24 protein-coding genes are annotated in these 24,135 nt (G+C 72.1%); 14 read left to right on the top strand and 10 right to left on the bottom strand.

Going from position 1 to position 24,135, the window contains the following annotated elements:
• The first annotated feature begins 26 nt into the window (after window positions 1–26).
• Window positions 27–764: a polyphosphate--glucose phosphotransferase gene (ppgK, locus tag ACWCXC_RS09890; protein WP_450683596.1), complete on the top strand. Its 738-nt coding sequence runs from the start codon at window positions 27–29 to the stop codon at window positions 762–764.
• A gap of 81 nt (window positions 765–845) precedes the next feature.
• Here ppgK and ACWCXC_RS09885 read toward each other — a convergent pair whose 3' ends face one another.
• Window positions 846–1,388: a DUF6542 domain-containing protein gene (locus tag ACWCXC_RS09885; RefSeq protein WP_450683626.1), complete on the bottom strand. Its 543-nt coding sequence runs from the start codon at window positions 1,386–1,388 to the stop codon at window positions 846–848.
• Between the two features lie 469 nt (window positions 1,389–1,857).
• Between ACWCXC_RS09885 and ACWCXC_RS09880 the strand changes: the two genes are divergently transcribed.
• The 7 genes from ACWCXC_RS09880 to ychF all read left to right on the top strand — a co-directional run bounded on the left by ACWCXC_RS09880 (window position 1,858) and on the right by ychF (window position 11,397).
• On the top strand, window positions 1,858–2,724 hold the full coding sequence (locus tag ACWCXC_RS09880) for a helix-turn-helix domain-containing protein (RefSeq protein ID WP_450683595.1): 867 nt from the start codon (window positions 1,858–1,860) through the stop codon (window positions 2,722–2,724).
• A gap of 317 nt (window positions 2,725–3,041) precedes the next feature.
• On the top strand, window positions 3,042–3,908 hold the full coding sequence (locus ACWCXC_RS09875) for an ABC transporter ATP-binding protein (RefSeq protein ID WP_450683594.1): 867 nt from the start codon (window positions 3,042–3,044) through the stop codon (window positions 3,906–3,908).
• Between the two features lie 91 nt (window positions 3,909–3,999).
• On the top strand, window positions 4,000–5,067 hold the full coding sequence (locus ACWCXC_RS09870) for an ABC transporter substrate-binding protein (RefSeq protein WP_450683593.1): 1,068 nt from the start codon (window positions 4,000–4,002) through the stop codon (window positions 5,065–5,067).
• A 191-nt stretch (window positions 5,068–5,258) separates the two neighbouring features.
• A complete protein-coding gene (locus tag ACWCXC_RS09865; protein WP_450887857.1) occupies window positions 5,259–7,361 on the top strand; it encodes an iron ABC transporter permease in 2,103 nt (700 codons plus the stop codon).
• Between the two features lie 89 nt (window positions 7,362–7,450).
• A complete protein-coding gene (locus ACWCXC_RS09860) occupies window positions 7,451–8,635 on the top strand; it encodes a peptidase C39 family protein (protein WP_450887831.1) in 1,185 nt (394 codons plus the stop codon).
• Window positions 8,636–8,742: 107 nt separating this feature from the next.
• A complete protein-coding gene (locus tag ACWCXC_RS09855; protein ID WP_450887855.1) occupies window positions 8,743–10,071 on the top strand; it encodes a GNAT family N-acetyltransferase in 1,329 nt (442 codons plus the stop codon).
• A gap of 237 nt (window positions 10,072–10,308) precedes the next feature.
• On the top strand, window positions 10,309–11,397 hold the full coding sequence (gene ychF, locus ACWCXC_RS09850) for a redox-regulated ATPase YchF (protein ID WP_450683591.1): 1,089 nt from the start codon (window positions 10,309–10,311) through the stop codon (window positions 11,395–11,397).
• 133 nt (window positions 11,398–11,530) lie between these two features.
• Here ychF and ACWCXC_RS09845 read toward each other — a convergent pair whose 3' ends face one another.
• Both ACWCXC_RS09845 and ACWCXC_RS09840 read right to left on the bottom strand, forming a co-directional pair.
• Complete coding sequence (locus ACWCXC_RS09845) at window positions 11,531–11,794, bottom strand: type II toxin-antitoxin system RelE family toxin (protein WP_450887828.1); 264 nt, start codon at window positions 11,792–11,794, stop codon at window positions 11,531–11,533.
• Window positions 11,787–12,056: a type II toxin-antitoxin system Phd/YefM family antitoxin gene (locus ACWCXC_RS09840; RefSeq protein ID WP_007266282.1), complete on the bottom strand. Its 270-nt coding sequence runs from the start codon at window positions 12,054–12,056 to the stop codon at window positions 11,787–11,789. Before ACWCXC_RS09840 ends, ACWCXC_RS09845 begins: the two co-directional genes overlap by 8 nt.
• Window positions 12,057–12,573: 517 nt before the next feature.
• Between ACWCXC_RS09840 and ACWCXC_RS09835 the strand changes: the two genes are divergently transcribed.
• The 4 genes from ACWCXC_RS09835 to ACWCXC_RS09820 all read left to right on the top strand — a co-directional run bounded on the left by ACWCXC_RS09835 (window position 12,574) and on the right by ACWCXC_RS09820 (window position 14,409).
• The gene (locus ACWCXC_RS09835; RefSeq protein ID WP_450887826.1) at window positions 12,574–12,858 is read left to right on the top strand and encodes a hypothetical protein; all 285 of its coding nucleotides are present in this window, start codon (window positions 12,574–12,576) and stop codon (window positions 12,856–12,858) included.
• On the top strand, window positions 12,840–13,253 hold the full coding sequence (locus tag ACWCXC_RS09830; protein ID WP_450887824.1) for a DNA-binding protein: 414 nt from the start codon (window positions 12,840–12,842) through the stop codon (window positions 13,251–13,253). Before ACWCXC_RS09835 ends, ACWCXC_RS09830 begins: the two co-directional genes overlap by 19 nt.
• A 194-nt stretch (window positions 13,254–13,447) precedes the next feature.
• On the top strand, window positions 13,448–13,864 hold the full coding sequence (locus ACWCXC_RS09825) for a hypothetical protein (protein ID WP_450887822.1): 417 nt from the start codon (window positions 13,448–13,450) through the stop codon (window positions 13,862–13,864).
• Between the two features lie 23 nt (window positions 13,865–13,887).
• The gene (locus ACWCXC_RS09820; protein WP_450887820.1) at window positions 13,888–14,409 is read left to right on the top strand and encodes a hypothetical protein; all 522 of its coding nucleotides are present in this window, start codon (window positions 13,888–13,890) and stop codon (window positions 14,407–14,409) included.
• A 551-nt stretch (window positions 14,410–14,960) separates the two neighbouring features.
• Here the strand turns inward: ACWCXC_RS09820 and ACWCXC_RS09815 are convergent.
• The 5 genes from ACWCXC_RS09815 to ACWCXC_RS09795 form a co-directional block, all read right to left on the bottom strand.
• Window positions 14,961–16,388 carry a hypothetical protein gene (locus tag ACWCXC_RS09815; RefSeq protein ID WP_450887818.1) on the bottom strand — a complete coding sequence of 476 codons (1,428 nt, stop codon included), beginning with the start codon at window positions 16,386–16,388 and terminating at the stop codon, window positions 14,961–14,963.
• A gap of 107 nt (window positions 16,389–16,495) precedes the next feature.
• On the bottom strand, window positions 16,496–17,125 hold the full coding sequence (locus tag ACWCXC_RS09810) for a DUF6000 family protein (protein ID WP_450887816.1): 630 nt from the start codon (window positions 17,123–17,125) through the stop codon (window positions 16,496–16,498).
• Between the two features lie 63 nt (window positions 17,126–17,188).
• Window positions 17,189–18,007, bottom strand: a complete 819-nt coding sequence (locus tag ACWCXC_RS09805) for an SAM-dependent methyltransferase (RefSeq protein ID WP_450683587.1) — start codon at window positions 18,005–18,007, stop codon at window positions 17,189–17,191.
• A gap of 136 nt (window positions 18,008–18,143) precedes the next feature.
• Complete coding sequence (locus ACWCXC_RS09800) at window positions 18,144–18,395, bottom strand: DUF397 domain-containing protein (RefSeq protein WP_450683586.1); 252 nt, start codon at window positions 18,393–18,395, stop codon at window positions 18,144–18,146.
• Complete coding sequence (locus ACWCXC_RS09795; protein WP_450683585.1) at window positions 18,392–19,261, bottom strand: helix-turn-helix domain-containing protein; 870 nt, start codon at window positions 19,259–19,261, stop codon at window positions 18,392–18,394. The genes ACWCXC_RS09800 and ACWCXC_RS09795 overlap by 4 nt, the downstream gene beginning before the upstream one ends.
• A gap of 315 nt (window positions 19,262–19,576) precedes the next feature.
• Between ACWCXC_RS09795 and ACWCXC_RS09790 the strand changes: the two genes are divergently transcribed.
• Window positions 19,577–20,023 carry an ATP-binding protein gene (locus tag ACWCXC_RS09790; protein ID WP_450683584.1) on the top strand — a complete coding sequence of 149 codons (447 nt, stop codon included), beginning with the start codon at window positions 19,577–19,579 and terminating at the stop codon, window positions 20,021–20,023.
• A 134-nt stretch (window positions 20,024–20,157) separates the two neighbouring features.
• Window positions 20,158–20,589, top strand: a complete 432-nt coding sequence (locus tag ACWCXC_RS09785; RefSeq protein WP_450683583.1) for a hypothetical protein — start codon at window positions 20,158–20,160, stop codon at window positions 20,587–20,589.
• Window positions 20,590–20,689: 100 nt separating this feature from the next.
• On the opposite strand, the gene ACWCXC_RS09780 is transcribed toward ACWCXC_RS09785, so the two are convergent.
• Window positions 20,690–21,262 carry an SMI1/KNR4 family protein gene (locus ACWCXC_RS09780; RefSeq protein WP_450887813.1) on the bottom strand — a complete coding sequence of 191 codons (573 nt, stop codon included), beginning with the start codon at window positions 21,260–21,262 and terminating at the stop codon, window positions 20,690–20,692.
• A gap of 122 nt (window positions 21,263–21,384) precedes the next feature.
• Window positions 21,385–23,985, bottom strand: a complete 2,601-nt coding sequence (locus tag ACWCXC_RS09775; RefSeq protein ID WP_450887811.1) for a glycosyl hydrolase family 65 protein — start codon at window positions 23,983–23,985, stop codon at window positions 21,385–21,387.
• Window positions 23,986–24,135 lie beyond the last annotated feature (150 nt).

Raw genomic sequence — 24,135 nt, 5'->3', positions numbered from 1 at the left:
GCCCCGCTGCCCGTACCGTGGATCCCATGGAGATCTTCGGTGTGGACATCGGCGGTTCCGGGATCAAGGGCGCGCCCGTGGACCTGGACCGCGGCGATCTGGCGCAGCCGCGCCACAAGGTGCTCACCCCGCATCCGGCCACCCCTGAGGACGTGGCCGGATGCGTGGCCGAGGTGGTCGGCCACTTCGACTGGAAGGGGCCGGTCGGCATCACGTTCCCGGGCGTCGTCACGGACGGAGTGACGCGCACGGCGGCCAATGTGGACAAGGGCTGGATCGACCTGGACGCCCGCGCCCTGCTGACCGGGAAGCTTGGCCTCCCCGTCACCGTCCTGAACGACGCCGACGCGGCCGGGATCGCGGAGATGACCTTCGGCGCGGGCCGGGGCCGCAAGGGCACGGTGATCGTGCTGACGCTCGGTACGGGCATCGGCAGCGCGCTGTTCATCGACGGCAGGCTCGTCCCCAACACGGAGCTGGGCCATCTGGAGCTGCACGGCCACGACGCCGAGAAGCACGCCTCCACGAAGGCCAAGGAGGACGAGGACCTGAGCTGGCACCACTGGGCGCACCGGGTGCAGAAGTACCTGGCCCATGTGGAGATGCTGTTCTCGCCTGAGCTGTTCGTCATCGGCGGGGGCGTCAGCCGCAAGGCCGACAAGTTCCTGCCGCTGATCGAGCACGTACGGGCCGAGACGGTGCCGGCGGAGCTCCAGAACAACGCGGGGATCGTCGGCGCGGCCATGGCGGCGGCGGGGCGCTGAGCCCTCTCCGCACTGCGGACGACGCCCCGCCCGTTCACGGTGGACGCCCCCTCCGCGCACTGCGGACGAGGCCCCTCACGCTTACTGCGGCGAGGTGCGGCGAGGCGTCCGGGGTGCGGCGGCGGGCGGCCCGGCGGGCCGGGATGCGGCAGCGGACGGTCCGGCGGGCCGGGCGGTGTGCGCGGCGATGAGGAGCCGCCGCTGCCGGGCCCGCATCAGCCGGACCTTGCGCACGGTGGCGATGACACCGGCCACCAGCGTGCCGCCGTACAGCCAGCCGGCGTGCACGGCGAGCGCGGTGACGACGGCCATGGTCCGGCCGCCGAAGCCGCCCGTGCCGCCGGCGATCGGGATGATGCCGACGGCGAAGGCGATCGGCACGCTGATCGGCGCGGTGACCAGGTCGGCGGGGCGCACCCAGAGCGCGGTGAGCGCGCTGACCGGGAGGAAGAGCACGCCGTAGACGGTCGGCGAGGCGTCGAGGACCAGCCAGTCCAGGCAGGCGAGGACGAACATCACGGCGGCGGCGAAGAGCCCCGCCCCGATGCCCGTCAGCCGGGGGTTGGGCAGTCGCCGCAGGGCGGGAACGGCCGGGCGCCCCGGGCGCCCCGCCCCGTTCGTCACCCGGTAGACGGTCGCCCCGGAACCCCGTCCGGCGCGGGCGCCGGCACCCGGGGCGCCCGAGGGCCCGGCGGCACCCGGGGCCGCTTTGGTGCCGAGCGGGGACAGGGGGGTCTGCCGGGTCTGCCTGCGCTGCGGGGGACGTGTCCTGGGCTGCTCCACCGGGACAACGTAGGTCGCCGGGTGCCGGGAAGCGGGTGTGGGACACGCGCTTTCGCCGACCTTGGCGATGAGTTCGATGCCACACGGCCCAATGGGAACCGGTTCGGACCGGGGGTTGCGGGGTCTGGACACGGGCGTCCGGGGCTTGTACCGGGCGCCCGGGGTTTGTACGGAGTTCCCCGTACAGAGTTCCCCGTACGGAGTTCCCCGTACAGAGTTCCCCGTCGTCGGCCCGGAGGGCGCCGGGGCGACGGACGGGGGACGGGGACGGGGTGCGGGACGTTCCGGACACGCGCCTAGACTCGTCCGCATGGTCCGGACGTCCCGAGGTGCGATGACCCCGGGGATGTGGCGGCGCGAGGCGGGCACGGTGACCCGCCGGGCCGGTGCCCTGCCCGAGCGGCCCGGGGCCCCCGGTGCCGTCCGCGCGGAGTTCCGGATCGTCCCCGCCCCCACGGAATGGGAGCCCCACGCCCATCACCTGCATGAACTCGTCTGGGTGCGCGGCGGGACGCTGACCTCCCGGGTGGGCGACCGCGTCTTCACCGTGTTCGAGGGCCACGGACTGTGGATGCCCGCCGGCGTGGTGCACGCGGGCCGGGCGACCGAGGGCGCGCGGTTCCACGACGCCTTCTTCGCCCCCGACCGCACCCCCATCGCGTTCGGGGAGCCGAAGGCGATCGAGATGACGCCGCTGCTCACGTCCCTGCTGACCCATCTGGCGCGGACCGATCTCGACGACGCGGCCCGGCTGCGGGCGGAGGCCGTCGTGTTCGACGTGATCCGGCCCTCGGAGCACCAACTGGCGCTGCGGCTGCCCGGTGACCGGCGGATCGACGCGATCGCCGAAGCCCTGCTCCACGACCCGGCCGACGGCCGCTCGCTGGAGGACTGGGCGCGGGAGGCGGGGAGCAGCGACCGGACGATCACCCGCGCGTTCCGCCGGGCGACGGGCCTGTCCTTCGCGCAGTGGCGGCAGATGCTGCGGGTGCACCGGGCGCTGATGCTGCTCTCCGGCGGATGGGATGTGACGTCGGTCTCCGAGAGCCTCGGTTACGCGCAGCCCTCCACCTTCATCGCCGCGTTCCGGCGGGTCATGGGGACCACGCCCGGCGCGTTCTTCGGCACCGCGGACCCGGCGCCCGAGCCGGTCCGGCAGCCGCCGCACCACGGCTGACGCGGACTGCCGGGGGCCCCGCGCCACGGCCGCGCGGCTTTCCGGGCGGTCCGGGTCCTCCGTACGGCGGAACCCGGCGCGGCGGGCCCGGCTCTTCCGGTTTCCGGCGTCCGGGTGTCCGGAATCCCGTATCGGGTGGCGAGAACACCTGATTGTCGGCCCGGTAAGCGGAATATAGACTTCCCGAAGTTAGGTAACCCTTAGTTGTTGCTCGACGTGCTCGGCGCTGCCCGCGTGCGGCCGGGCATGCGGCCCGGCCGGTGACGGCCGGGCGGGGTACCCGGCGTCCGCGCCCCTCCGATCATCCGGACCCTCTCATGTTCACAAGCTCCTTCCGGCGTGCCGGAGAACTCCAGGCCCGTTCCGCTTCCGCCCCGGCGGCGGCGCTCAACGGGCGCGACCTGGTGCTGCGTTACGGCGGCGCCCAGGTCGTCCACGGTGTCTCGGTCACTCTGGAATCCGGGCGGGTGACCGCCCTCGTGGGACCGAACGGCAGCGGGAAGTCCACGCTGCTGCGCGCGCTCTCCCGGCTGCACCGGGCGGACGCGGGCCGGGTGACGCTCGGCGCCCCCGACGGGCCCGACGAGTACGACGCGGCCCTGCTCACCCCCCGCCGGTTCGCCCGCGAGGTGACCCTGTTCTCCCAGTCGAGGCCCGCTCCCCAGGGGCTGACGGTCGCGGAGGTCGTGGCGTTCGGACGCCACCCCTACCGGCGCGGCTTCGCCGGACCGGCCCCCGAGGACACGGCCGCCGTCGACCGGGCCATGGGCGTCACCGGCGTACGCGACATGGCGGGGCGTCAGGTCGGCGAGCTGTCGGGCGGCGAGATGCAGCGGGTCTGGCTCGCCGCCTGCCTCGCCCAGGACACCGGCGTCGTCCTGCTGGACGAGCCGACCAACCACCTGGACCTCAGGTACCAGTTCGAGACGCTCGATCTGGTGCGGGACCTCGTGGAGGAGCACGGCATCGCGGTCGGCATCGTGCTGCACGACCTGGACCACGCCGCCCGGGTCGCGGACACGCTCGTCCTCATGCGGGACGGCCGGGTGTACGCGGCCGGCCCGCCCGCCGACGTCCTCACCGCCGAGAACATCGGCGAGGTCTACGACATCCGGGTCGAGGCCGGCATCGACCCGCGTACGGGCCGCCTGCGCATCGACCCCCTCGGGCGCCACCTCTCCTGACGTGACGCCCCTTCCCCGAGCGGCCCGTACGCCGCCCCCTTCGCATCGTTCCGGCCCGGTCCGTCCGACCGGCCGGAGAAAGAGGATCCCCATGAACCGTGCCCGTCGCCTGACGTCCGCAGCCGCCTCGACCGGGCTCGCCCTGTTCGCCCTCACGTCCTGCGGGACGACCGACGCCGAGACGATCACGTCGGGCAGCAGCGCCGCCCCGTCCGCCGCGTCCAAGGACTGCGCCCAGGACACCACGGCCACCTCGACCGGGCCGGTCACCCTCACCGACGGCGTCGGCCGCCAGGTGAAGCTCGACAAGCCCGCCCAGCGCATCGCCGTCCTGGAATGGCAGCAGGTCGAGGACGCGCTGACCCTCTGCGTCACCCCCACCGCCGTCTCCGACGTCAAGGGGTACAGCACCTGGGTCAGCGCGGAGAAGCTGCCCGCCGGGGTGACGGACATCGGCACCCGCGAGGAGCCCGACCTCGACACCCTCTACGCGGCCAAGCCCGACCTCATCGTCGTCGAGGCGTTCGACGCCGACGACGAGACGGTCAAGAAGCTGGAGAAGCGCGGCGTCCCCGTCATGGCCACGCGCGGGGCGAACCCCAAGGACCCGATCGGGAACATGCGCGACGTGTTCAGCATGATCGGCAAGGCGACGGGCCGCACCGAGCGGGCCGACCAGGTGCTCAAGGAGTTCGACGCGCACCTGGCGGAGGCCAAGCAGAAGGTCGTCGACGCCGACCTGCCGACCCGGGACTTCGTGTTCTTCGACGGCTGGCTGGAGGGCGGCAACCTCACCGTCCGCCCCTACAGCGACGGCGCCCTCTTCACCGAGCTCGGCAAGGAACTCGGCCTGAAGCCCGCCTGGACCAGCAGCGTCGACAAGAAGCACGGCAACGGAGGCGTCGACCCCTCCTACGGCCTCGCGCAGACGGACGTCGAAGGACTCGTCGCCGTCGGCGGAGCCAACCTCTTCTACGCCAACGACGAGGGCGCCGGCGGATACGTCGCCGCGCTGGAGAAGAACCCGATCTGGAAGACCCTCCCGGCCGTGAAGGAAGGCCGCGCCCACGCCTTCCCGGCACGGGTCTGGGGCGCCGGCGGCCCCCGCTCCAACGAGCAGGCGATCGACGCCTACGTCGACGTACTCGACAAGAAGTGAGCACCACGCACACGGCGGCTCCGGACGGGGCGGCGTCGGACGGGGCGGCGTCGGACGGGGCGGCGAGGGGAGCGGCTGTGCCGGGCGGAGCTGCGTCGGACGGGGCCGCGAGGGAGCGGGCCGCGCCGGACGGGACCGTGCTGGACCGGGCTGCGTCGGACCCCGCTGCCCCGCACGGGGCCGCACCGGACCTGACCGGGCCCGACGGGTCGTCGCCGGGCCGGGCCGCGCTGCCGCGCGCCGAGCGTGGCGGCGGCCCGGCCGGGGCGGCCGTCCTGGCCGTCCTGCTCGCCGCGACGGTCCTGGTGGGGCTCTGGCATCTGACCCAGGGAACCTCCGGCGTCGGCGTCGGAGACCTGCTGCGCCATCTCACCGGGCAGCCGGAGAACGCCGACGGAGCGCCGGTCGGCGAGATCCTCACCGGCTCACGGCTGCCGCGCCTGTTCGCGGGCGTGGCGGTGGGCTTCGCCCTCGGCTGCGCGGGGACCCTGCTCCAGTCCGTCACGCACAACACCCTCGCCTCGCCCGACACCCTCGCCGTCTCGGCCGGCTCCTACTGCGCCGTCACACTCGTCGCCGCCTTCGGTATCACCGCCCCGCTGTGGGCGTCGGGCGCGGTCGCCTTCGCCGGCGGCCTGGTCGCGGCGGCGTTCGTCCTGCTCCTCGCGGGCCGGGCCGCCGGCACCTCCGGCACCCGACTCGTCCTCGCCGGATCGGCCATGGCGATGGCCCTCGACTCCGCGACCGGGATGCTCCTCATCCTGTTCAAACAGAACACGACCGGCCTCTACGCCTGGGGCAGCGGCTCCCTCTCCCAGCTGAACATCGACGCGTCGCTGCGCGCGATCCCGCTGATCCTCCTGGTGCTCTGCGCCGCCCTGGCCCTCTCCCGCCGGCTGGACGTCATGAACCTCGGCGACGACACGGCGGCCACCCTCGGCGTGCCGGTCCGCTCCACCCGGGTGGCCGCCGTGGTCTGCGCGGTCCTCCTGACCAGCACCTCGGTGACCCTCGCCGGACCGATGGCCTTCGTCGGCCTGGGCGCCCCCGTCCTGGCCCGGCTGATCGCGGGGCGGGTCCGCGCGCTGCGCCGGCACCTGCTCCTCGTCCCCGCCGCCGGTCTGCTCGGCGCGCTGCTCATCCTGTTCGCGGACGCGGTGCTGCGCGCCGTGCAGGGGGCGGACGGGGCAGCCTCCATCCCCACCGGTGTGCCGACCACCCTGCTCGGCTCGGTCGTGATCGTGGTCCTCGCGCTGCGGCTGCGCGATACGGGCCGGCTGCGGCAGCCCCCGCCGGCCCGGGTCGCCGTACGCTCCCGCCGGGGGTACCTGCTCCTCGTGGCCGGCGCGGTGGTCCTGCTCGCCGTCGCCGTCCTCGTCGCGGTCCTGGCGGGCAGCCTCTGGCTCCGCACCGGGGACCTCGCCCTCTGGGCCCGGGGCACCGCCCCCGGCCTGATCGGCCAGGCACTCGACGACCGGGTGCCCCGGGTGACCGCCGCCGTGCTCGCGGGCGCGGCGCTCGGACTGGCCGGATGCGTCGTCCAGGGCACGGTGCGCAACCCGCTCGCCGAGCCGGGCATCCTGGGTATCACGGCGGGCGCCGGCCTGGGCGCGGCGGGCGTCGCCACCTCGGGTCTGGGCGGCGGACGCCCGGTGCTCATCGCGGTCGCCGTCACGGCCGGCCTCGCCACCTTCGCGGTGATCGCCCTGCTCGCCCGGCGCGGGGGGTTCCTGCCGGACCGGTTCGTCCTGATCGGCATCGGTACGGGATACGGACTCAGCGCCGTCACCACCTTCCTCCTGCTCCGCGCCGACCCGTACAACACGCCCCGCATCTTCACCTGGCTCTCCGGCACGACCTACGGCCGCACGTTTCCCGACGTCGTCCCGGTCGCGGTGGGCCTGGCGCTCGCCCTACCCGTCCTGCTGCTCCTGCGCGAGCGGCTGGACCTGCTCGCCGTCGACGAGGACACCCCGCGCATCGTCGGCGTCCGCGTGGAGCGCACCCGCTTCACCGCCCTGGCGATCGCCGCGGTGCTCGCGGCCCTCGCCGTCGTCGCCGTCGGCGTCGTCGGCTTCGTGGGACTCGTCGCCCCGCACCTCGCCCGCTCCCTCGTGGGCGCCCGCCAGGCCCGATCGATCCCGGTCGCGATGCTGCTCGGCGGCCTGCTGGTGTGCGTGGCCGACGCACTGGGCCGCACGGTCGTCGCCCCCGCGCAGGTGCCGGCGGGCCTGATGATCGCGCTGGTCGGCGCCCCGTACTTCATCTGGGTGCTCCGGCGGTCGCGGGCGTGAGGCCCGGCCCGCCCGCGTCCCCGTACCGCCCCGTCCCCCACCCGTATCGCGTCCCCGTCCCCCATCCGTATCGCGTCAGGAGAGCCGGTATGCCGTCCCCGCGGAAGAGCCCCGTGCGGCCCGTGAAGAGTGCCGTCGTCATGCCCTACGAGCCGACGGAAGAGGTGTCGGCCCGGCTGGCGCGGCTCGGGCACCCCGGGGTGGCGGAGCGCTGGCGGTCCGTGGACCGCTCGGCCCATGCCCCACACGTGGTGGCCGTACCGGGCGGGGACGGCGAGGAGTGGACCGCCGCCGCGCTGGTGACGGCCCGCCCGGGGACGGCGTACCTGAAGATCGTCGATGCCGTGGGCGACGTACCGGCGGCGCTCGCGGCAGTCACCGCCCAGGCGGACCGCCGGGGACTGGTCCAGCTGAAGTGGGAGGGGTGGACGGCGGACCCCCAGGAGGCGGCTGCCTCGGGCTTCACCGCGCTGGACCCGCCGCTCGCGCAGTCGGAGGGCGCGGCCGGACCGGAGACCGGCTACGTGCGCTGGCTGCACGAGAACGGCACGGCGGCGGAGCGCGCGTACGCGGACAAGGCGGTGGCCCCCGTGCGGGGGGACGTGGAGCTTCCATACCCGGACGCGGACGCGGACAGGGCGCCTGCGGCGCCTCCGTACTACGGACAGAGCACCCACTTCACCTGCGGCGCCGTCACCGCCCTGGTCGCCCAGGCGCACGCGGGAGTCCTCCCGCGCGAGGCGCTCGACCGCCGGGCGGAGCTGACGCTGTGGCGCGACGCCAACAACGTCATGGCGTGCGAACCCGTCGGTCTCGGTGTCGCCCTGCGCAGGGCCCGCCCGTCGTCCCGCGTCACGGTCCACCTCGACACCGACCGCCCCGTCCTGCTCGACCACCTCGCGCCGGGCGATCAGGAGTGGCGCGCCCTGCTCCAGGAGGTGGCCCGCACGGAGGCGAAACGCCTGGGCGTCCCGGTCGACCCGGACCGCCTGCCCCTGAGCGCGATCCGGGGAGCGATCGACCGGGGCGACCACGTCCTGCTCCTCCTTTCGCTCGCCGCGATGCAGGGGTTCGACGTGCCGCACTGGGTGCTCTGCCACGGGACCGTCCCCGGCGCCGTCGTGATCGAGGACCCCTGGGCCAACGCGGCGACGGGGGACACCTGGGTCGACGCCCACCTCCTGCCGGTGCCGGACGCGTCGCTCGACACGATGTCGACGATGGCCCCGGGCGGCTTCCGGGGCGCGGTGACTCTGGGGCGTCCGGGACGGTGAGCGGTCCGCCCGGCCCGGCGGCGGCTACCCTGCCCGATGCCCTGCCCGATGCCCGGCCCCCGAGCCGGGTGCCGCAGACCCGAGGAGATGAGGAGAACGTGACCGAGATGGAGATCCGTTCCACGACCGACGAGGACCTGGAGGTCTTCGTCGACACGGTCCACACCGCGTTCGGACAGTTCCCGGAGACCCCGGTCACGGACGGCGGGCGCTGGTGGTCCGCGCTGGAGATGGAGCGGGCCCTGCTCGCCGTGGCACCGGACGGCAGGCCCGTGGGCACCGCCGCCGCGTACTCCTTCGAGCTCACCCTCCCCGGCCGCATACCCGTCCCGGTTGCCGGCGTGACCGCCGTGGGCGTCGTCCCCTCGCACCGGCGACGCGGCGTGCTCACCGCGATGATGCGGCACCAGCTCACCGAGGTCCGGGCCCGGGGCGAGTTCCTCGCCGTGCTGCTGGCGTCCGAGGCCGCTATCTACGGCCGCTTCGGCTACGGCCCGGCCACGTCCACGGCGCGACTGACGGTCCCGAGGCACAGGGCGGCCCTGGCCGCGCCGCGTGCGGACGGGGTGGGGACGGGCGGGGGCGGCGGGACCGGTACGGCCACGGGTGAGGTCGCGGGTTCGGGTGCCGGTACGGCCACGGGTGCGGTCGGGGGTGCGGGTGCCGGTACGGACGTCGGCATCGATGTCGGCGGTGGTGCGGTAGAGGTGCTGAGGCGTGCCGAGTGCGGCGAGATCCTCGAAGCGGTGTACGACCGGTACCGGCGCGCGCAGCCGGGGGCGCTGTCCCGGCCGCCCCGCTGGTGGGCGCTGGGGGCGGGGCAGCCGCCGGTGTCCCCGGCGCCGCGTTACGTGGCGGTGCACCGGGACGCCGACGGCGTGCCGGACGGGTACGCCAGCTACTCCCTCGGTGAGGAGAGCACCCTGACGGTCGACGAGACCGTCGCCACGGACGACGCCGTCTTCACGGCCCTGGCCCGGTGCGTGCTCGGGCACGACCTGGTTTCCCGGATCGTGTTCCGCCACGTCCCGCCCGAGCACCCGCTGCGCTGGCAGCTCGCGGACGTGCGGGCCGGTGAGGTGGGGGGCCAGACGGACTGGCTCTGGGTGCGCCTCCTCGACGTACCGCGTGCTCTGACCGCGCGCGGCTGGTGCGCGGACGGGGAGATCGTCCTGGACGTCGACGACCCGTTCCTGGGGGAGCGGGCCCGCCACCTGCTGACCGTCCGCGACGGGAAGGCCGCCTGCGTCCCCACGGACCGGGACCCGGACCTCTCCCTGGACGTGCGCGATCTGGGCTCGGTCTATCTGGGCGGCACCCGCCCGAGCACGCTCGTACGGGCCGGCCACATCAGGGCGCACCACCCCGGCGCGGCGGCACGGGCGGACAGGCTGTTCGCGACGGAGAGCACTCCGCACTGCCTGCACTGGTTCTGAGCGGTACCGGGCAGGACCGCCGGCGCAAGCCCACCCAATCACGCGCTCGCACTCATTCACGCGAGGTGAGGGTCGATCTCCCGTTCGAGGGAGATCTCCTCGCTCGTGTCCCTGTACCGTGATACGCGCACGTGGACGACGGTGCGCTCGGGCTCCCGCGTGGAAGAGGGGAGCCGGTGGTGCGTCCGGAGTCGCGGCCGACCCCACCCTTCTTGATCCTGAGCGGACGTTTGTGGCATGAGTACTAGTATCGGAATCGTCGGTCTGCCGAATGTCGGCAAGTCGACCCTGTTCAACGCCCTGACCAAGAACGACGTGCTGGCGGCCAACTACCCGTTCGCCACGATCGAGCCCAACGTCGGCGTGGTCGGTGTCCCGGACCCGCGCCTGAACAAGCTGGCCGAGATCTTCGGCTCCCAGCGGCTCCTCCCGGCGACCGTCGACTTCGTCGACATCGCGGGCATCGTGCGCGGCGCGAGCGAGGGCGAGGGCCTGGGCAACAAGTTCCTGGCGAACATCCGCGAGTCGGACGCGATCTGCCAGGTCATCCGGGCCTTCAAGGACGAGAACGTCGTCCACGTCGACGGCAAGGTCTCGCCGAAGGACGACATCGAGACCATCAACACCGAGCTGATCCTCGCGGACCTCCAGTCCGTGGAGAAGGCCATCCCGCGCCTCACGAAGGAGGCCCGCCTCCAGAAGGAGAAGGCCGCCGTCCTGGCGGCCGTCGAGGAGGCCAAGAAGATCCTCGAAGCGGGCGACACCCTCTTCCAGGCCGGCATCACCGCCGGCACCGAGAAGGGCCACCTCCTCCACGAGCTGCACCTCCTCACCACCAAGCCCTTCCTCTACGTCTTCAACGTGGACGAGGACGAGCTGGTCGACGAGGACTTCAAGAACGCACAGCGCGCCCTGGTCGCCCCCGCCGAGGCCATCTTCCTCAACGCCAAGATCGAGTCCGAGCTGATCGAACTCGACGACGACGAGGCCCTCGAACTCCTCCAGTCCATGGGCCAGGAAGAACCCGGCCTCGCCACCCTCAGCCGCGTCGGCTTCGACACCCTCGGCCTCCAGACCTACCTCACCGCCGGCCCCAAGGAATCCCGCGCCTGGACCATCAAGAAGGGCGCCACCGCCCCCGAGGCGGCCGGTGTCATCCACACCGACTTCCAGAAGGGCTTCATCAAGGCCGAGATCATCTCCTTCGACGACCTCGTCGAAGCCGGCTCCGTCACCGAAGCCCGCGCCAAGGGCAAGGCCCGCATGGAGGGCAAGGAGTACGTGATGCAGGACGGGGACGTCGTGGAGTTCCGCTTCAATGTGTAGTCGTACGGATGCCACGCGTTAGTCGCTGATTCAAACGTGCAGGCCAGAAGGGGGCGGACTCCGTTGAGTCCGCCCCCTTCGTCGTCACCGTGCTGGATGGGTGCTGGATATTCTGACGTGAGGTCAGCGGCAATCAGGTCTCGTAGACCGTGGACCGGTGTCCCACGTGAACAACCCAGACCACCAGTTCTCCGTTGTCGATGGTGTAGACGACGCGGTAGTCGCCGACGCGCAAGCGGCGACGTTCGGGCTGGGACACGAGTGCAGTGGTGTTGAAGCCCAGAGGGTCGGTCTCCAACTCGGTCAGCTTGGCCAGGACGCGTAGCGCCATGTCGCGAGGGATCTTCCGAAGTTCGGCCTGCGCCTCGGGGCGGAAGACGGTTCGGTACTCACTCACTGCGCGCCAGCGTCTCCCTCATGATGTCCTCGATCGGGATTCCGGGCGCCGGGTTGGCCATGCGCTCGTCGATGATGCGATTGATCTCGCGCTCTTCCCACTCCTGATACTTGCGCAGTACCTCGATGGAGACGACGGCGGCGACTTCCTTGCCGCGGCGCGTGATCACGGTGGGTACGTCATCGCGGTCGGCGCGCTCCACGACCTCGGCGAGGTGTGCGCGCACGTCTCGGATGGACTCTATGGGCAGAGGCTGCGTCATGCGCCCAAGGGTACCGAGTGTCGCATGTGTACACAACGCGTCGCGGGCCACGAGCATCCGTCGCGCTCGTGCGTCCGGGATGTGCTGGATCAACTCGCACTGTGCCGGATCGCTGCTGGATGCGGGCTCAGAGAACCGCGTTTTGGCAGGTGGGAGCTTCGTGTTGAACGTTTCGGTTCGACGTGTAGCGGGCGACATGCCACCACATCGCTGATCTGGTAAACGTGCAGGTCAGGAGGGGCTCGACTCTGCGGAGTCGGGCCTTTCGTTTTTCCCGTGCTGGGATGGTGCTGGGATGGCTGACCCCTCGTCGCCCCTCGTCCTCCCTGGTCATCCGTGCTGTGCTGGGATCGTGCTGGGATGGGGCGAGGGTGCCCGTGCTGGGATTCGGACGTTGTGCCGCCTGGTGCTGAGTGTGGGCAGGAGAGAAGCCGCCCACACGCCTTCTTCCCGACTCCGGGGCCCGCGCAGCCCCGGGCTGTGGCGCCTTTCCTACTCGTTTGACACAATCGGGGGCATGGCTGAGACGACGTACAGCATCGGGGAGGGCCCGGCGACGCGGGTGAGTCTGTCGCTGGCGGAGGGCACCGCAGAGGCGATCCGGGCGCGGGTGGGCAAGCGGGAGTTCTCCGCGTTCATCGCCGAGGCGGTCGAGCGTGAGCTGCGGGGGCAGATCCTGGATGAGTACCTGGCGGACTACGAGAGCCGCAAGGGGCCGGTCTCTGAGCCGGCTCGTCAGCGGGCGCGGCAGGTCTTCGACGAGGTGTTTGCCGAGGAGGCCGAGTGGCCCGCCGCAGGCTGAGTCACGAGGGGACGCTGGTCCTCGACAGTGAGGGACTCTCTAAGCTGCTCGCCGACGACGAGCAGGTGGTGGCTCTGATCGCTGAGGCGCGCTCGCGCGGCATGGAGGTCGTGATCAGTGCGCTCACCATCATCGAAGCCGTCCACGCGCGTACGAACAAGTCCCGCCTGAACTGGGTGCTCTCCGGACTGCGCGTGGTCCCGGTGGGTGATGAGGAGGCGCGGGCGGCTTCCCAGCTGCTGATGAATGCCAGCTTGCACGGGCACAAATACGCGATCGACGCGACGGTCGCCGAGGCCGCGTTGCGACAGCACCGCCCTGTGGTTGTGTTGACCTCCGACATCGACGACATGGTCAAGCTCTGCGGCGATCGCGTTCGGCTCGTGGCGGTGTGATCGTGCGCTTCGAGCGGTACGAAGCTGAGTCGGAGAGATGCAATCGGCTGCTGTCTGACGCATCTCCGACGGTTGAGAGCGAGCTCGGCTGCTAGCTTCTGGAAATCTTGTCGCGAGCTGTCAACCGCGTGCTATAGCTGATGAGTCACGACACACGGAGTGACGAGATCGTCCGCGTCTTCCAGGGGGAATGTGTGGACCCGCAGATCGTCGCAGTTGCCGGCGCGGCTGGCACCGCCATCGTTTCGGCCATGGCTACGGATGGCTGGCAACGCGCGAGGGACGGCGTCGTAGCGCTCTGGCAACGGTTCCGGCCCGAGTCTGCCGACTCGATTCATGAGGATTTTGAGGAGAACCGGAGAGTTCTCCTCGGTTCTCTCCAAGCAGGTGATGAACACACGCACGCCGCACTCGTCGCTGCATGGAACGGGTACTTGCTCGGGTTACTCGTCGCGCAGCCTCAAGCTCTTGACGCCCTCAGGCAGCTCAACGCGGTGCTTGCACAAGATCACACCAGTAGTGCCCATCCCTCCTTGAACATGACTGCCCATGCAAGCGGTAACGGGCAGGTGTTCCAGGCCGGTCGAGACCAGAGGATCACACAGTCGTGACTCCGCCCAGTCGTGACGGAGAAATGAACGAGCCTTGGTCGATGTGGGCCGCCGCTTCCGATGAGAGCCAGGTTCATCAGGCCGGCAGAGATCAGCACTTCGTCCAGAACCACTATCACTTCGACTCAACGACACCTCGCGTTCGCGAGACAGTTCAGGACGATGACGACGACGAGTATGTCTTCTACATGGGGCCGTGGCACATCCCAGTCACGATTGTGCTCTATCTACTTGCCCCGGTGCCCTTGCTCGTAGGCGGCACTAGTCTGCAACTTGTCTTCGAGGCTGAGCCCGGACCTTCAATCTGGTGGGTCATGGTCTACACGGCATGCACCGTGATCGTTAGTGTGACCATTGAGGTCGTCATGTTGAACAGGGCACTTCTCCGGAGCCCGTGGAGCTTCAGCACGGACACATACGTCAGGGTTCTTCACGGACTGGCCGCCGCTGGGCTCTTCATCTATTCCTTGATCCGACCTCCTGGTGAAGCCGGAAACATCGGACGCCTCGCCCTTGATTGTGCGGAGGTTCTGGGACCGTTGTAGCGCCAGCTGTCCGGGTGCTCGGGGGCAAGGGCGACCGGATGTGCGTTCTTCCCGCGTTTCGAAGTGGCGTTCGGTCACGTCAGTCGGGTCACGGCAGCGTGTCTTGGCATGTTGCGGTATGAAGGTGTTGGTCACCGGAGGCGTTGGTTCCTGTTGGTACACCTGATCAGGCCGCATGTGTTTCGAAGAAGCCGCCCCGGCCCTTGGCTCGTTGCCGCCGCTCTTGTGTAGCGTTGGCGCCCTTGAGTCCCTCTCGCGCTTTGTCGTGAATCCCGTGCTGGGGTGGTGCTGGGATGCACCCATAAAACCACAGGTCAGACTGGTAACTACTGGTCAGAGGTGAGATGTTCTTGCGGTGGCTGGTGTGATCACGGCGTCGGAGCCCGGCCAGGGCTCTCCGCTCAGGGCCTCGACGCGGCCTACGGCCCCGCTGACCTGCTGACCGCTTGGCCGCCGTGAGAGACGGACGACGGGTGGAGTGCCGCAATTGCCCTGCGCAGCGTGGGACATGCGAGCGGTGATTCGGACAGGCCCGGCCGGCGAACGGTGCCTCAGAAGCAGTTCCCCTCCTCCCTCGGCAGCGCCTGCCACAGGTCGAGCCAGTCGTGGAGCAGGAAGAGGGGACGGGTCAGGACGGCGTCGCCGGCGCGCTGGGAGCGGAGGGCCAGGCCCAGGTCGGTGAAGACCGGGTCGCCGGCGACGCTGTACGCGAGGCTGTCGGGGCGTGAGGTGCGGTGGACGAGCCAGTCCTCCACATGGGAAGGCACGCAGCCGGTCAGCGGGGCCGCGTCCAGTCTCACCTGGGGGCCGGTGAGGGCGTCCACGGCGACGCACCCCAGGCGGCCGTCATGGAAAAGGGCCCTGAACCCGCTCCCGGTGAAGTCGGCGTAGTCGAGCTGTGGGAGTTCGCCCCGGTGGGCGCAGGACGAAACGACCGGTCCTTCGCCCAGGATGCGAGTGATCTCCTCCAGCGCCATCCCGAAGTGCAGGGGGCCGACTCCGACGTACGGCGTGAACGTCCACTCGGCGCGCTCCTCCTCCCGTGCGATCCGCCACGGGCCGCCATACCCTGCCGCGCTTCCCGGGACGACCACGGGCGGCTCGGGCGCCGATTGGTGAGGGGCGGGCGGGCTGGACGTCTTCCATTCCTCACGTCGGCTGCCGAGTCGTTCCCGAGCCGCTGTGTCCTCGGGTTGCTCCGCCAGCCAGCGGATTGCCCGCTCCTGCTCCTGACCGGCGAATGGATCCTCCGCCACCGTGCCAGCCCGGTCCAGGGTCACACGGCGCTTCTTCTCCGCAGCGACGAGAGCGGTGATGTCCTCGCCCCAGGCAGCCAGGCGTTCCCGGGCGATCCACCGGTAGTACGAGTCCGCGCTTACGGCAAGAATCTCGCGAACGGCGGGCGCGTACCGGGGTATGAACGAGGTGAGGGCGGGATCGGCCAGGTGCAGGGCGGTGGCCGCGAGCGCGGCCTCCCTCACTGGGGGATCGTTGTCGTCACAGAAATCCGCGATGCGGTCGTGCAGTATGGGCCGTGTCGCACGGGCGGCCGCCAGATCTCGTGCCGTGCCGACGCCGTCCTGGGCATCCAGGCGGGCGATGTCGGCGAACGAAGCCAGCCAGTTCAGCAGTTCGGCGCGAAGCGACCGCACACCGGCCCTGCGCTCCCACCGGTCTTCGGTGAGCGTGCGCGGATCGTCGAGAAGGCGGGCCAGGACGAGGGCTGCCGGGGCGGTCGCCGGGTACAGCTGCTCCCGGTTGAGGAGCAGCCGGTACAGATCGCCCACCACTCTCACCCGGCACGCTGGTTCGGTGGCGAGCACGGCAACGAGAACGTCCGGGGTGTCGGGCACGCCGTGCCGACCCGTGCAGACGTGTGGCCGTTCCTCCCAGGCGGTGCCGGTGAGTTCCGTCTGTGCTCCTGGTGGCAGGGAGCCGGCGGGGGTGCCAGGACTGTCCGCGGTCGTTTCGTCGAGCACCGTCGCAGTGTTCCAGCCGGTGAGGTCGAGTACGCAGGGGGTGCCGGGTGGCCGCCCTCGGTGCCGAGCGGTGGGGCCTCCTGACGCGGCAGGGTCGCGCGTCGGGCCTACGGACGCTCCCAGCGGTTGGCGAACTCGCACTGGAGGTCTGCCCAGCGGTGAAGTTCGGCGGGGCTGTCGCTGGGGTGGCCGAGGCGTCCGACGCCCTCGGCCCACTCGTCCCAGAGGCCGTCGGGCTCCGTGAAGCGGTCGGCGTGGTGGGTGCCGAGGTGGGCGTCGAGGCGGAGGAGGGCGCCCAAGGCTTCGGGCTGGTCGTAGTGGAGATCGGTGCGGGGGAGGTAGCGGTCGAGGTAGGCGGTGAGGATCTCCGCGTCGGCGTGGGTGCCGAAGCGGGCCAGGGCGAAGCAGTAGGCGCCGCCCGAGTAGCAGACCTCGCTCGCCAGGAGCAGGTGGCCCAGGCGGGCGCGGAACCGTTCGCGGCGGTCGACGCCGATCAGCCAGGCGGCGGTGAGGCGCGAGCGCCATTCGTAGGCGAGGAGGGCTTCCAGTTCCTCGTCGTTGATCGCGGCGGCGTCGGCGATCAGGTGCTTGGTGAAACGGGTGGTGCGCCGCCACCGGGGGCCCATGAAGTGCCCGCTGTTCAGCACGAGGTAGCGCGGGAGACCGCCGTACGTCCGCGTCACGTAGCGCTCGACCGCGCGGTTCCGGCCGGTCACGTCGGGATGTGGGGGCGGCATCGCATGCTTCTCCGTGTGAGACGTGACAGGTCGGGGCGTCGCGCGGTGCGGTCTCGGAACCCCCTACCGCTTTATCCCCACCCCCGCCAGCAGACTGATCTCCGCGTCCGCGATCTCTCCGCCGTCCGCGCCCAGGCCGTTCGCGCGCCAGCGGTGGCAGCAGACGAGGCCGGGGGCGATGAGGTCGAGGCCGTCGAAGAAGCGGGCGACGTCGGTGTGGGAGCGGAAGTGGACGGGGGTGCCGGACTTCGTGTAGACCTCGGCGACCTGGTTCCAGGTCGGGGGGTCGAAGTCGGGGGTGCAGTGGTTCATGGCGAGGGCGCTGCCCGCCGGGAGGGGGGCGAGGAGGCGGCGGACGATGGCGTAGGGGTCGTTCGGCTCGGTGATGAAGTGCATGAGGGCGTTGAGGGAGAGGGCGATGGGGCGGGTGAAGTCCAGGACCCCGGCCTCCTCCACGGCGCTCATCAGCGCGTCGGGGTCCGTGGCGTCGGCCTCGACGTAGGCGGTGCGGCCCTGGGCCGTGCTGCGCATCAGGCGTTCGGCGTACTTCAGGACCAGCGGGTCGTTGTCCGCGTACACGACACGCGCCTCGGGGACCACGGACTGGGCGACCTGGTGCAGGTTGGGCTCGGTCGGGATGCCCGTGCCGATGTCCAGCCACTGGCGGATGCCGTGCTCCTGGGCCAGGACCTTGGTGGCCCGGTGCATGAAGGCACGGTTCTCCCGGGCGGTCAGGTACAGGCCGGGGTGGGCCTCCGCCGCCACCAGGGCCGCCTTCTTGTCGACCTCGAAGTGGTCCTTGCCGCCGAGGAAGTAGTCGTACATCCGGGCCGAGTGCGGCCTGCTCGTGTCGAGGTCCCGGCCCGCCTGCCTGGTGCTCATGTGCGTCCCTTCGTGCCTGTGCCCGTGTTGCTGCCCGTGCCCATGTGCGTGTCCATGTCCGCGCTCGTATCGCTGCCCGGGTGTCGATGCCGGTGTAGTGCCTGTGCGGGGAGCTGCTGCGGCCGGTCGGCCGTCCTCAGCCCGCCGCCAGATGATCCGCCAGGCCCGCCTTCACCCCGCGCACGAACGCCGCGATCTCCTCCGGTGCGTAGATCAGCGCCGGGCCGGCCGGGTCCGTCGACTGGCGGACGGCCACGCGGCCGTCGGTGAGCTGCTTCGTCTCGACGCACTGACCGCCGTTGGGTCCGCTCCAGGGGCGCTCCCAGCCCTGGTCCCCGAGGTCGGTGGCGGGCATTCCGTTGTAGATGGACTCGTCGCTGATCGTCATGATGCGTACTCCTTGCGCATGCGGTCCAAGAGCGCCCGGCTGGCTTCGGAGGACGTCAGCAGGGCCATGCGGGTGTGTGCTTCGAGATGGGAGACCACGTCCGCGCGCTGGTCGAGATAGACCGAGGCGGACAGCAGCTCGCTGTAGACGATGTCGGGCAACTCCGGTTCCGCGAAACGGAAGTACGTGAACGGGGCGCACGCGCCCACGTGCGCGCCCGCCGAGAACGGCACGATGTCGAGGCTGACGTGCGGCAGTTCGGAGACCTCCAGCAGACGGTCGAGCTGCTCGCGCATCACCTCCGGTCCGCCCACGACCCGGTGGAGGACGGCCTCCTCCATCACCACCCACAGGGTGGGCGCGTCCTCGCGCTCCAGCAGGCTCTGGCGGCGCAGCCGCAGTTCCACGCGGCGTTCCACCTCTTCGTCGCTGCCGTGCGGGAGGCCGCCGCGCAGCACGGCGTGGGCGTAGTCCGGAGTCTGCAACAGGCCGGTGACGTACTGCGGTTCGTACGTGCGCAGGGTCTTCGCGCTCGTCTCCAGGCTGACGTAGGCGGTGAACCAGCCGGGGACGGCGTCCCGGTACGAATGCCACCAGCCGGGCCGGTTGGCCTGCTCGGCCAGGTCGACGAACTCGTCGATCTCCTGGCGCCCCGCGCCGAATGTCTCCAGGAGCTTCTCGACGTAGAGGGGTTTCAGGGCGACTTCGGCCTTCTCCAGCCGGCGGATCGTCAGAGTCTTCACGCGAAGCGCCTTCGCCGCGTCCTCCAGCGAGGCCCCGGCGGCCAGCCGCATGTCCTGGAGCCGGCGGCCCAGGATCATGCGCAGGACCGTCGGCGCGCTGGTGCCGGAACGGGCTTCGCTCACGTCCTGCCTCCTGAGGGGCCATCAACATGGTCATTCTCGCACTGACTTGATGGGCACACCAGGCTGATAACAGCGCCGCTGAAATTATCAGGGAGTCGGTTGCAGCGTGAACGCGTCCGCGCGCATAGTGGGGGTGTGAGCGATGGGTCACAGCTCCGCAGCAGGGTCCGGGCCGGAAGGGGACGCGCGACACCGACGGTGTCGCCCGCGCCCCACCGCCGTATGCCTGCTCCGACGCGCGTCCCCACCGCCCGTGTTGGGCCCGCATCCCCTCACCGCGCCCGCCCCCGAGGGCAGCGCTGGAAGGCGACATCCGTGACGACGTCCACGCCCCCGGCCCCCGCCTTAGCCCGGTCCGGGTCGCGCCGGGAGTACTGGTTCGGCCTGCCCGCCCTGCGCACCAGCCCCAGATCGGCCCGCGACACCGTGCGCCACCGGCTCCGCGCCTGGGAGCTGCCCGGCGACACCTGCTGCGACGCGGTGCTGCTCGTCTCCGAGCTGACCACGAACGCCGTCCTGCACACCGGCAGCGGCCACCTGCTGTGCGGGATCACGCTGGCCGACGACGAGCGGCGTCTGCGCATCGAACTCCATGACGAGAGCAGCGACCCGGTCCCCCCGCCCGGAACCCGCAGCGGCCCCGGCGAGGAGGGCGGGCGCGGACTCCTCCTCGTCCAGCAGCTCGCCGACCGCTGGGGCTCCGCCCGCTCCACGCTGGCCGAAGGCAAGGTCGTCTGGGCCGAGTTGACCGCTCACGCCTGACGCCCAGGACACCGGTGCCGATGCCGTCGGACCCCCCGCCCGCCCCCGACGGCCCGGCGACGGTACGTCCCCGCCGCGCCCCCTCCGCGCGGCGGGCAGACCCCTCCCCCCTCGAACGTCCGCAGAAGGCGCCCATGACTTCCCTGACCCGCACGACGTCCTCGAACTCCCCGACGCCCCCCGGCTCCGGCCCGGACGGCGGCAACGCCCGCCCCGTCGTGCTGTACGTGTGCGCCGACCGGGCCACCGGGATGACCGGGGAGGCGACGCGGCGCGCCCAGTCCGAGGGCCGCGCCTTCGCGCGGGAACGCGGTCTGACCATCGCCGAGGTGGTCACCGACGTCTACGGCGAGCCGGACCCGGCCCGCCGGCGGGGCTGGCGGCGGGTGCGGCAGCTCGTACAGACCGGTGACGTCACCGCCGTCCTGGTCCGCTGGCCCAGCGCCATCGCCCCGGAGTCCGCCCGCGCGCTGCGCCGCCGCGAGGCCGCCTGGCTCCGCGACCGGGGCGTGCGCGTCCGCTACACCTGGGCCCCGCTCTCCGCCCGGGGCGCGGAATCCCGCTGACCCCGCCCGACCCCCGGCCCCCACCGGCCCGAGCGCCCCGCCCGGCCCCCTCAACCGCCCCGCCCCGCCCGGCCCCCGGGACGGCGAGCAGCGCGTACGCCTACGCCGTCTCCAGGTACGTGCCGTCCACCACCTCGCAGTCCTCCAGGTCCTCCAACTGGCCCGCCAGGTAGGCGACGAAATCCGCCGCCGTGGGGCCGCTCGGGCCCGTCTCGTGGTCCATGTCGAGGATCTGGCCGGAGCGGCCGTCGACGCCGGGCTCCAGGTCCAGCACCGCCCCGTTCCCCGAGCCGTCCGCGTCCAGCGAGATCCAGCCGGTGTTCCACCAGCCGCGCCGGAGCGCTTGGACGGCGCTGTTCTCGTCCGCCTCGAAGTCCGCCGCGTCGTCGAAGTCGCCGGAGTCCAGCAGCTCCCGCCAGATCCCGGTCTCGCGCACCATCTCCGCGCAGGACAGCAGCGTGCCGCCCGGCCAGCAGTCGGACTCGGTCCCGTTGTGGCGCAGGAGCGAGACCCGGACCGCCTCGGGCAGGGTGACACCCAGCTCCTTCTCGGCGGCGGCTATCTCCTCGGGCGTGGCCGGGGGCAGCAGGAAACGGGACGCGTCCTGCTCCGCGTACCACGTCTCGATCTTCTCCCACACGGCCGAAACGGCGTCCTCGACCTGTCCGGGCATGGTGGCTCTCCTCATCGACGCCCAACAACGCTCAAGGCGTCGCAGCCTAGCGCCGGGGTCCGACACCGGCCCCGGGACCCGGTTCCGGGACCGTCCCGGGACCGGTCGCCCGGCCCCGTCGGTCAGGATCGCGTCACCGACAGTTCCCGTACGCCCGCCGGTGCGGCCGGGTCCGAGGAGCGGATCGTCAGACGCACCCGGCGGGCCACCGCCCCGGCCCGGAACGGCTCCCAGCGGCGGCCGTCGACCGAGGTCTCGATCCGGGAGGCGGCGGGGCGCACCCCGGTCCAGGAGGGTTCGACGGCCGCCACCGGGGCCGCGCTCCCCAGGTCGACCGTGAGCGCGCCCGTGGCCCCGTCCGGGGACCAGGCCGTCGCCGGACTGCCGTCCACCGCCGCCTCCGCGTACAGTCCCGGCGCCTCGGACGTCGCCGTCACCGGGCGGCAGCGGGCCGCGTTCCCGGTCGGCGTCAGATCCGGGCGGCGGGTGGGCAGTGCGAGGACCGAGGAGAGGCGGTGCGGGCCGGCGGGCGTCATGACGGTGAACGGGTCGCCCGCCGTGAGCCGGACCCGTGTCGTGCGGGGGCCGATCTCGATGTCGTACGTACGGCCCCGGAAGCGCAGCCCCGTCAGGGTCACGCCCTCGTCCAGCTGCGGCGGCAGCATCGGGTCGAGGCGGATGCCGTCCTCCCGCAGCCGCAGACCCGTCAGCCCGTGCGTGAACACCTGGAGGAAACCACCCTTCCCGGTGAGGAAGTCCTCCGCCGGGAACCCGGAGAGCGGGTCCTGCGCCCCGGCCTTCGCGCCGCGCGCCTCACTGAAGACGGCGTACGGACCGCGCATGAACGGGCGCACGGCGCGCTGGAGGTAGGTGTACGTGGCGCAGCCCGGCTCCCCGGTCGCCGCCGCGTCGATCGCGTGCACCGAATCGGTCATCGCCGGACCGTCCGGATCGGTTCGCTCCGCGTAGTAGTCGAGCGTCGCGGCGGCCGCGCCCGGTTCCATCGGCCACTCCAGCGGATAGACCAGCAGCACGGTGTCGGCCTGCTTGATCGTCGAGCCGTCGTACCCGGCGTACTGGAGGAACAGCTTCCGCTCGGGGTCGTACGGAATGCGCAGACCGTCCGCGACCCGGGTCCAGGCGGGCGGGGCCTCCTGCCCGAGGAGCTGGGCGGCGCGGGCGGCGTGGCGCAGGGCGGTGGCGGCGCCCGCGTTGGTGAACACCCCGTCCGTGACGCCGTTGCTGTACTCGTCGGGGCCCGCCACCTCCTTCACCGAATAGCTGCCGTCGGCGTTGGCCGTGGCCCGCGAGACCCAGAAGTCCGCGATGCCCCGCAGCAGCGGCCAGCCGCGCCCGGCCAGCCAGTCACGGTCCCCGGTGGCCAGGTAGTACTGCCAGACGGCCAAGGACACATCGCCCTGGAGGTGGTTCTGGGTGACGCAGTGCGGCGGGTTCCAGCTCTGGCACTCCGACCAGAGGTCGCCCCGGCTCGCGCTGGTCCACGGATAGAACAGCCCCCGGAACCCCAGCTTCTCCGCGTTGGCGGCGGCCCGGTCGCGGGTGCGGTAGCGGTATTCGACGACCGAACGGGCCAGCTCCGGCCGGGTGGCGAGCAGCCCCGGGTACATCCAGGTCTCCGCGTCCCAGAACACCATCCCCGCGTACGCGTCCCCCGTCAGCCCGGCCGGGGCGATGCTGTCGCGGGCACCGGGCCGGGTGGAGGCGAGCAGTCCGTACTGGGCGGAACGCAGCCACCGCTGGAGGGCGGGGCTGCCCGGTACCGCCACGTCCGCCGACCAGTCCCGGCGCCAGGCGGCGGCGTTGCCGGCCAGCACGGCGGACCAGCCGCGCCCCGCCGCCCGCCGCGACGCCTCGCGCGCCGACCGTTGCGGGTCGCGCGCGGTGAGCGCGGTGTCCACCCCCACGTACTTCTCGAAGGTGTACGTCCGCCCCGCCCGCACCGGCACGGCGCGCCCGTCCGACGCGGCCGGCCGCACCGTCCGCACGACCGCGCCCGCCGTTCCCGTGCCCTTGGTGCGGAAGGTGCCGTCGTCCTTGAGCCCGATCCGGCGCGCCCCGCGCGGGTCCAGCCGGCCGGTCACCGTCGCCGTGCCGCTCCACCGGGGCGTCAGACGCAGCCGCACCGCGCCGGTATGGACGTCGGAGCGGTCCGCCAGCACCTCGTAGACGAGGTCCGTCTCCCGGCCGTCGGACGCGGTCCAGCGCAGCGCGGTCCGCACCAGTCCGCAGCGGAGGAACACCGTCTGCCGGTAGTGCGAGATCCGGTCGGCCGGGGTGGCGGAGCCGAAGGTCTCGCCGCCGACGCGCACATCGAGGTTCGTCCAGCTCGGCAGCGCGGCGGCGACCTCCCGCCCGGCCGCCAGGTCCTTCTCGCGGCCGTAGAGCCCGGCGACGAACGCCCCGTCGTAGCGCGGGGTGAACAGCGGCCAGCCGGTCTTCTCGGCCCGCTCGGCGTACCCCGCCCCGGCCGGCGGGACCCGGTGGCCCAGATAGCCGTTGCCGACGTACGGGTCGTAACCGGCCGCCTCCCCGTACGCGGTGGACGTCAGGGCCCACGCGGGATCGGTGTCCCGGCCGCAGGTCACCGCCGCCGGGGCGGACGGCTCCCGCGTCCGGTCACCGGCGGACGCGACGGGCGGCAGCGGCGCGACGAGCGCGCACACGACGAGACCGGCGAGGAGAGAGGTACGCGAGAGGCTCACGGTACGAACGTAGGGACACGGGGCCCCGGGGGCGGGGCACGGCGCGCGGGTGAACGGCTGACACGGGGACGGCGGGGCCGGGGCCGCCCCTGCCCGTTCAGGAGGTCGGACCGGGGTCGCCCCGCCTGCTCAGGGGGGGCCGGACCGGGG

The sequence above is a fragment of the Streptomyces sp. NPDC001515 genome (genome assembly GCF_053597115.1).
The sequence above is the reverse complement of the archived record's forward strand: the minus strand, read 5'-3'. Positions and strand labels throughout refer to the sequence as shown.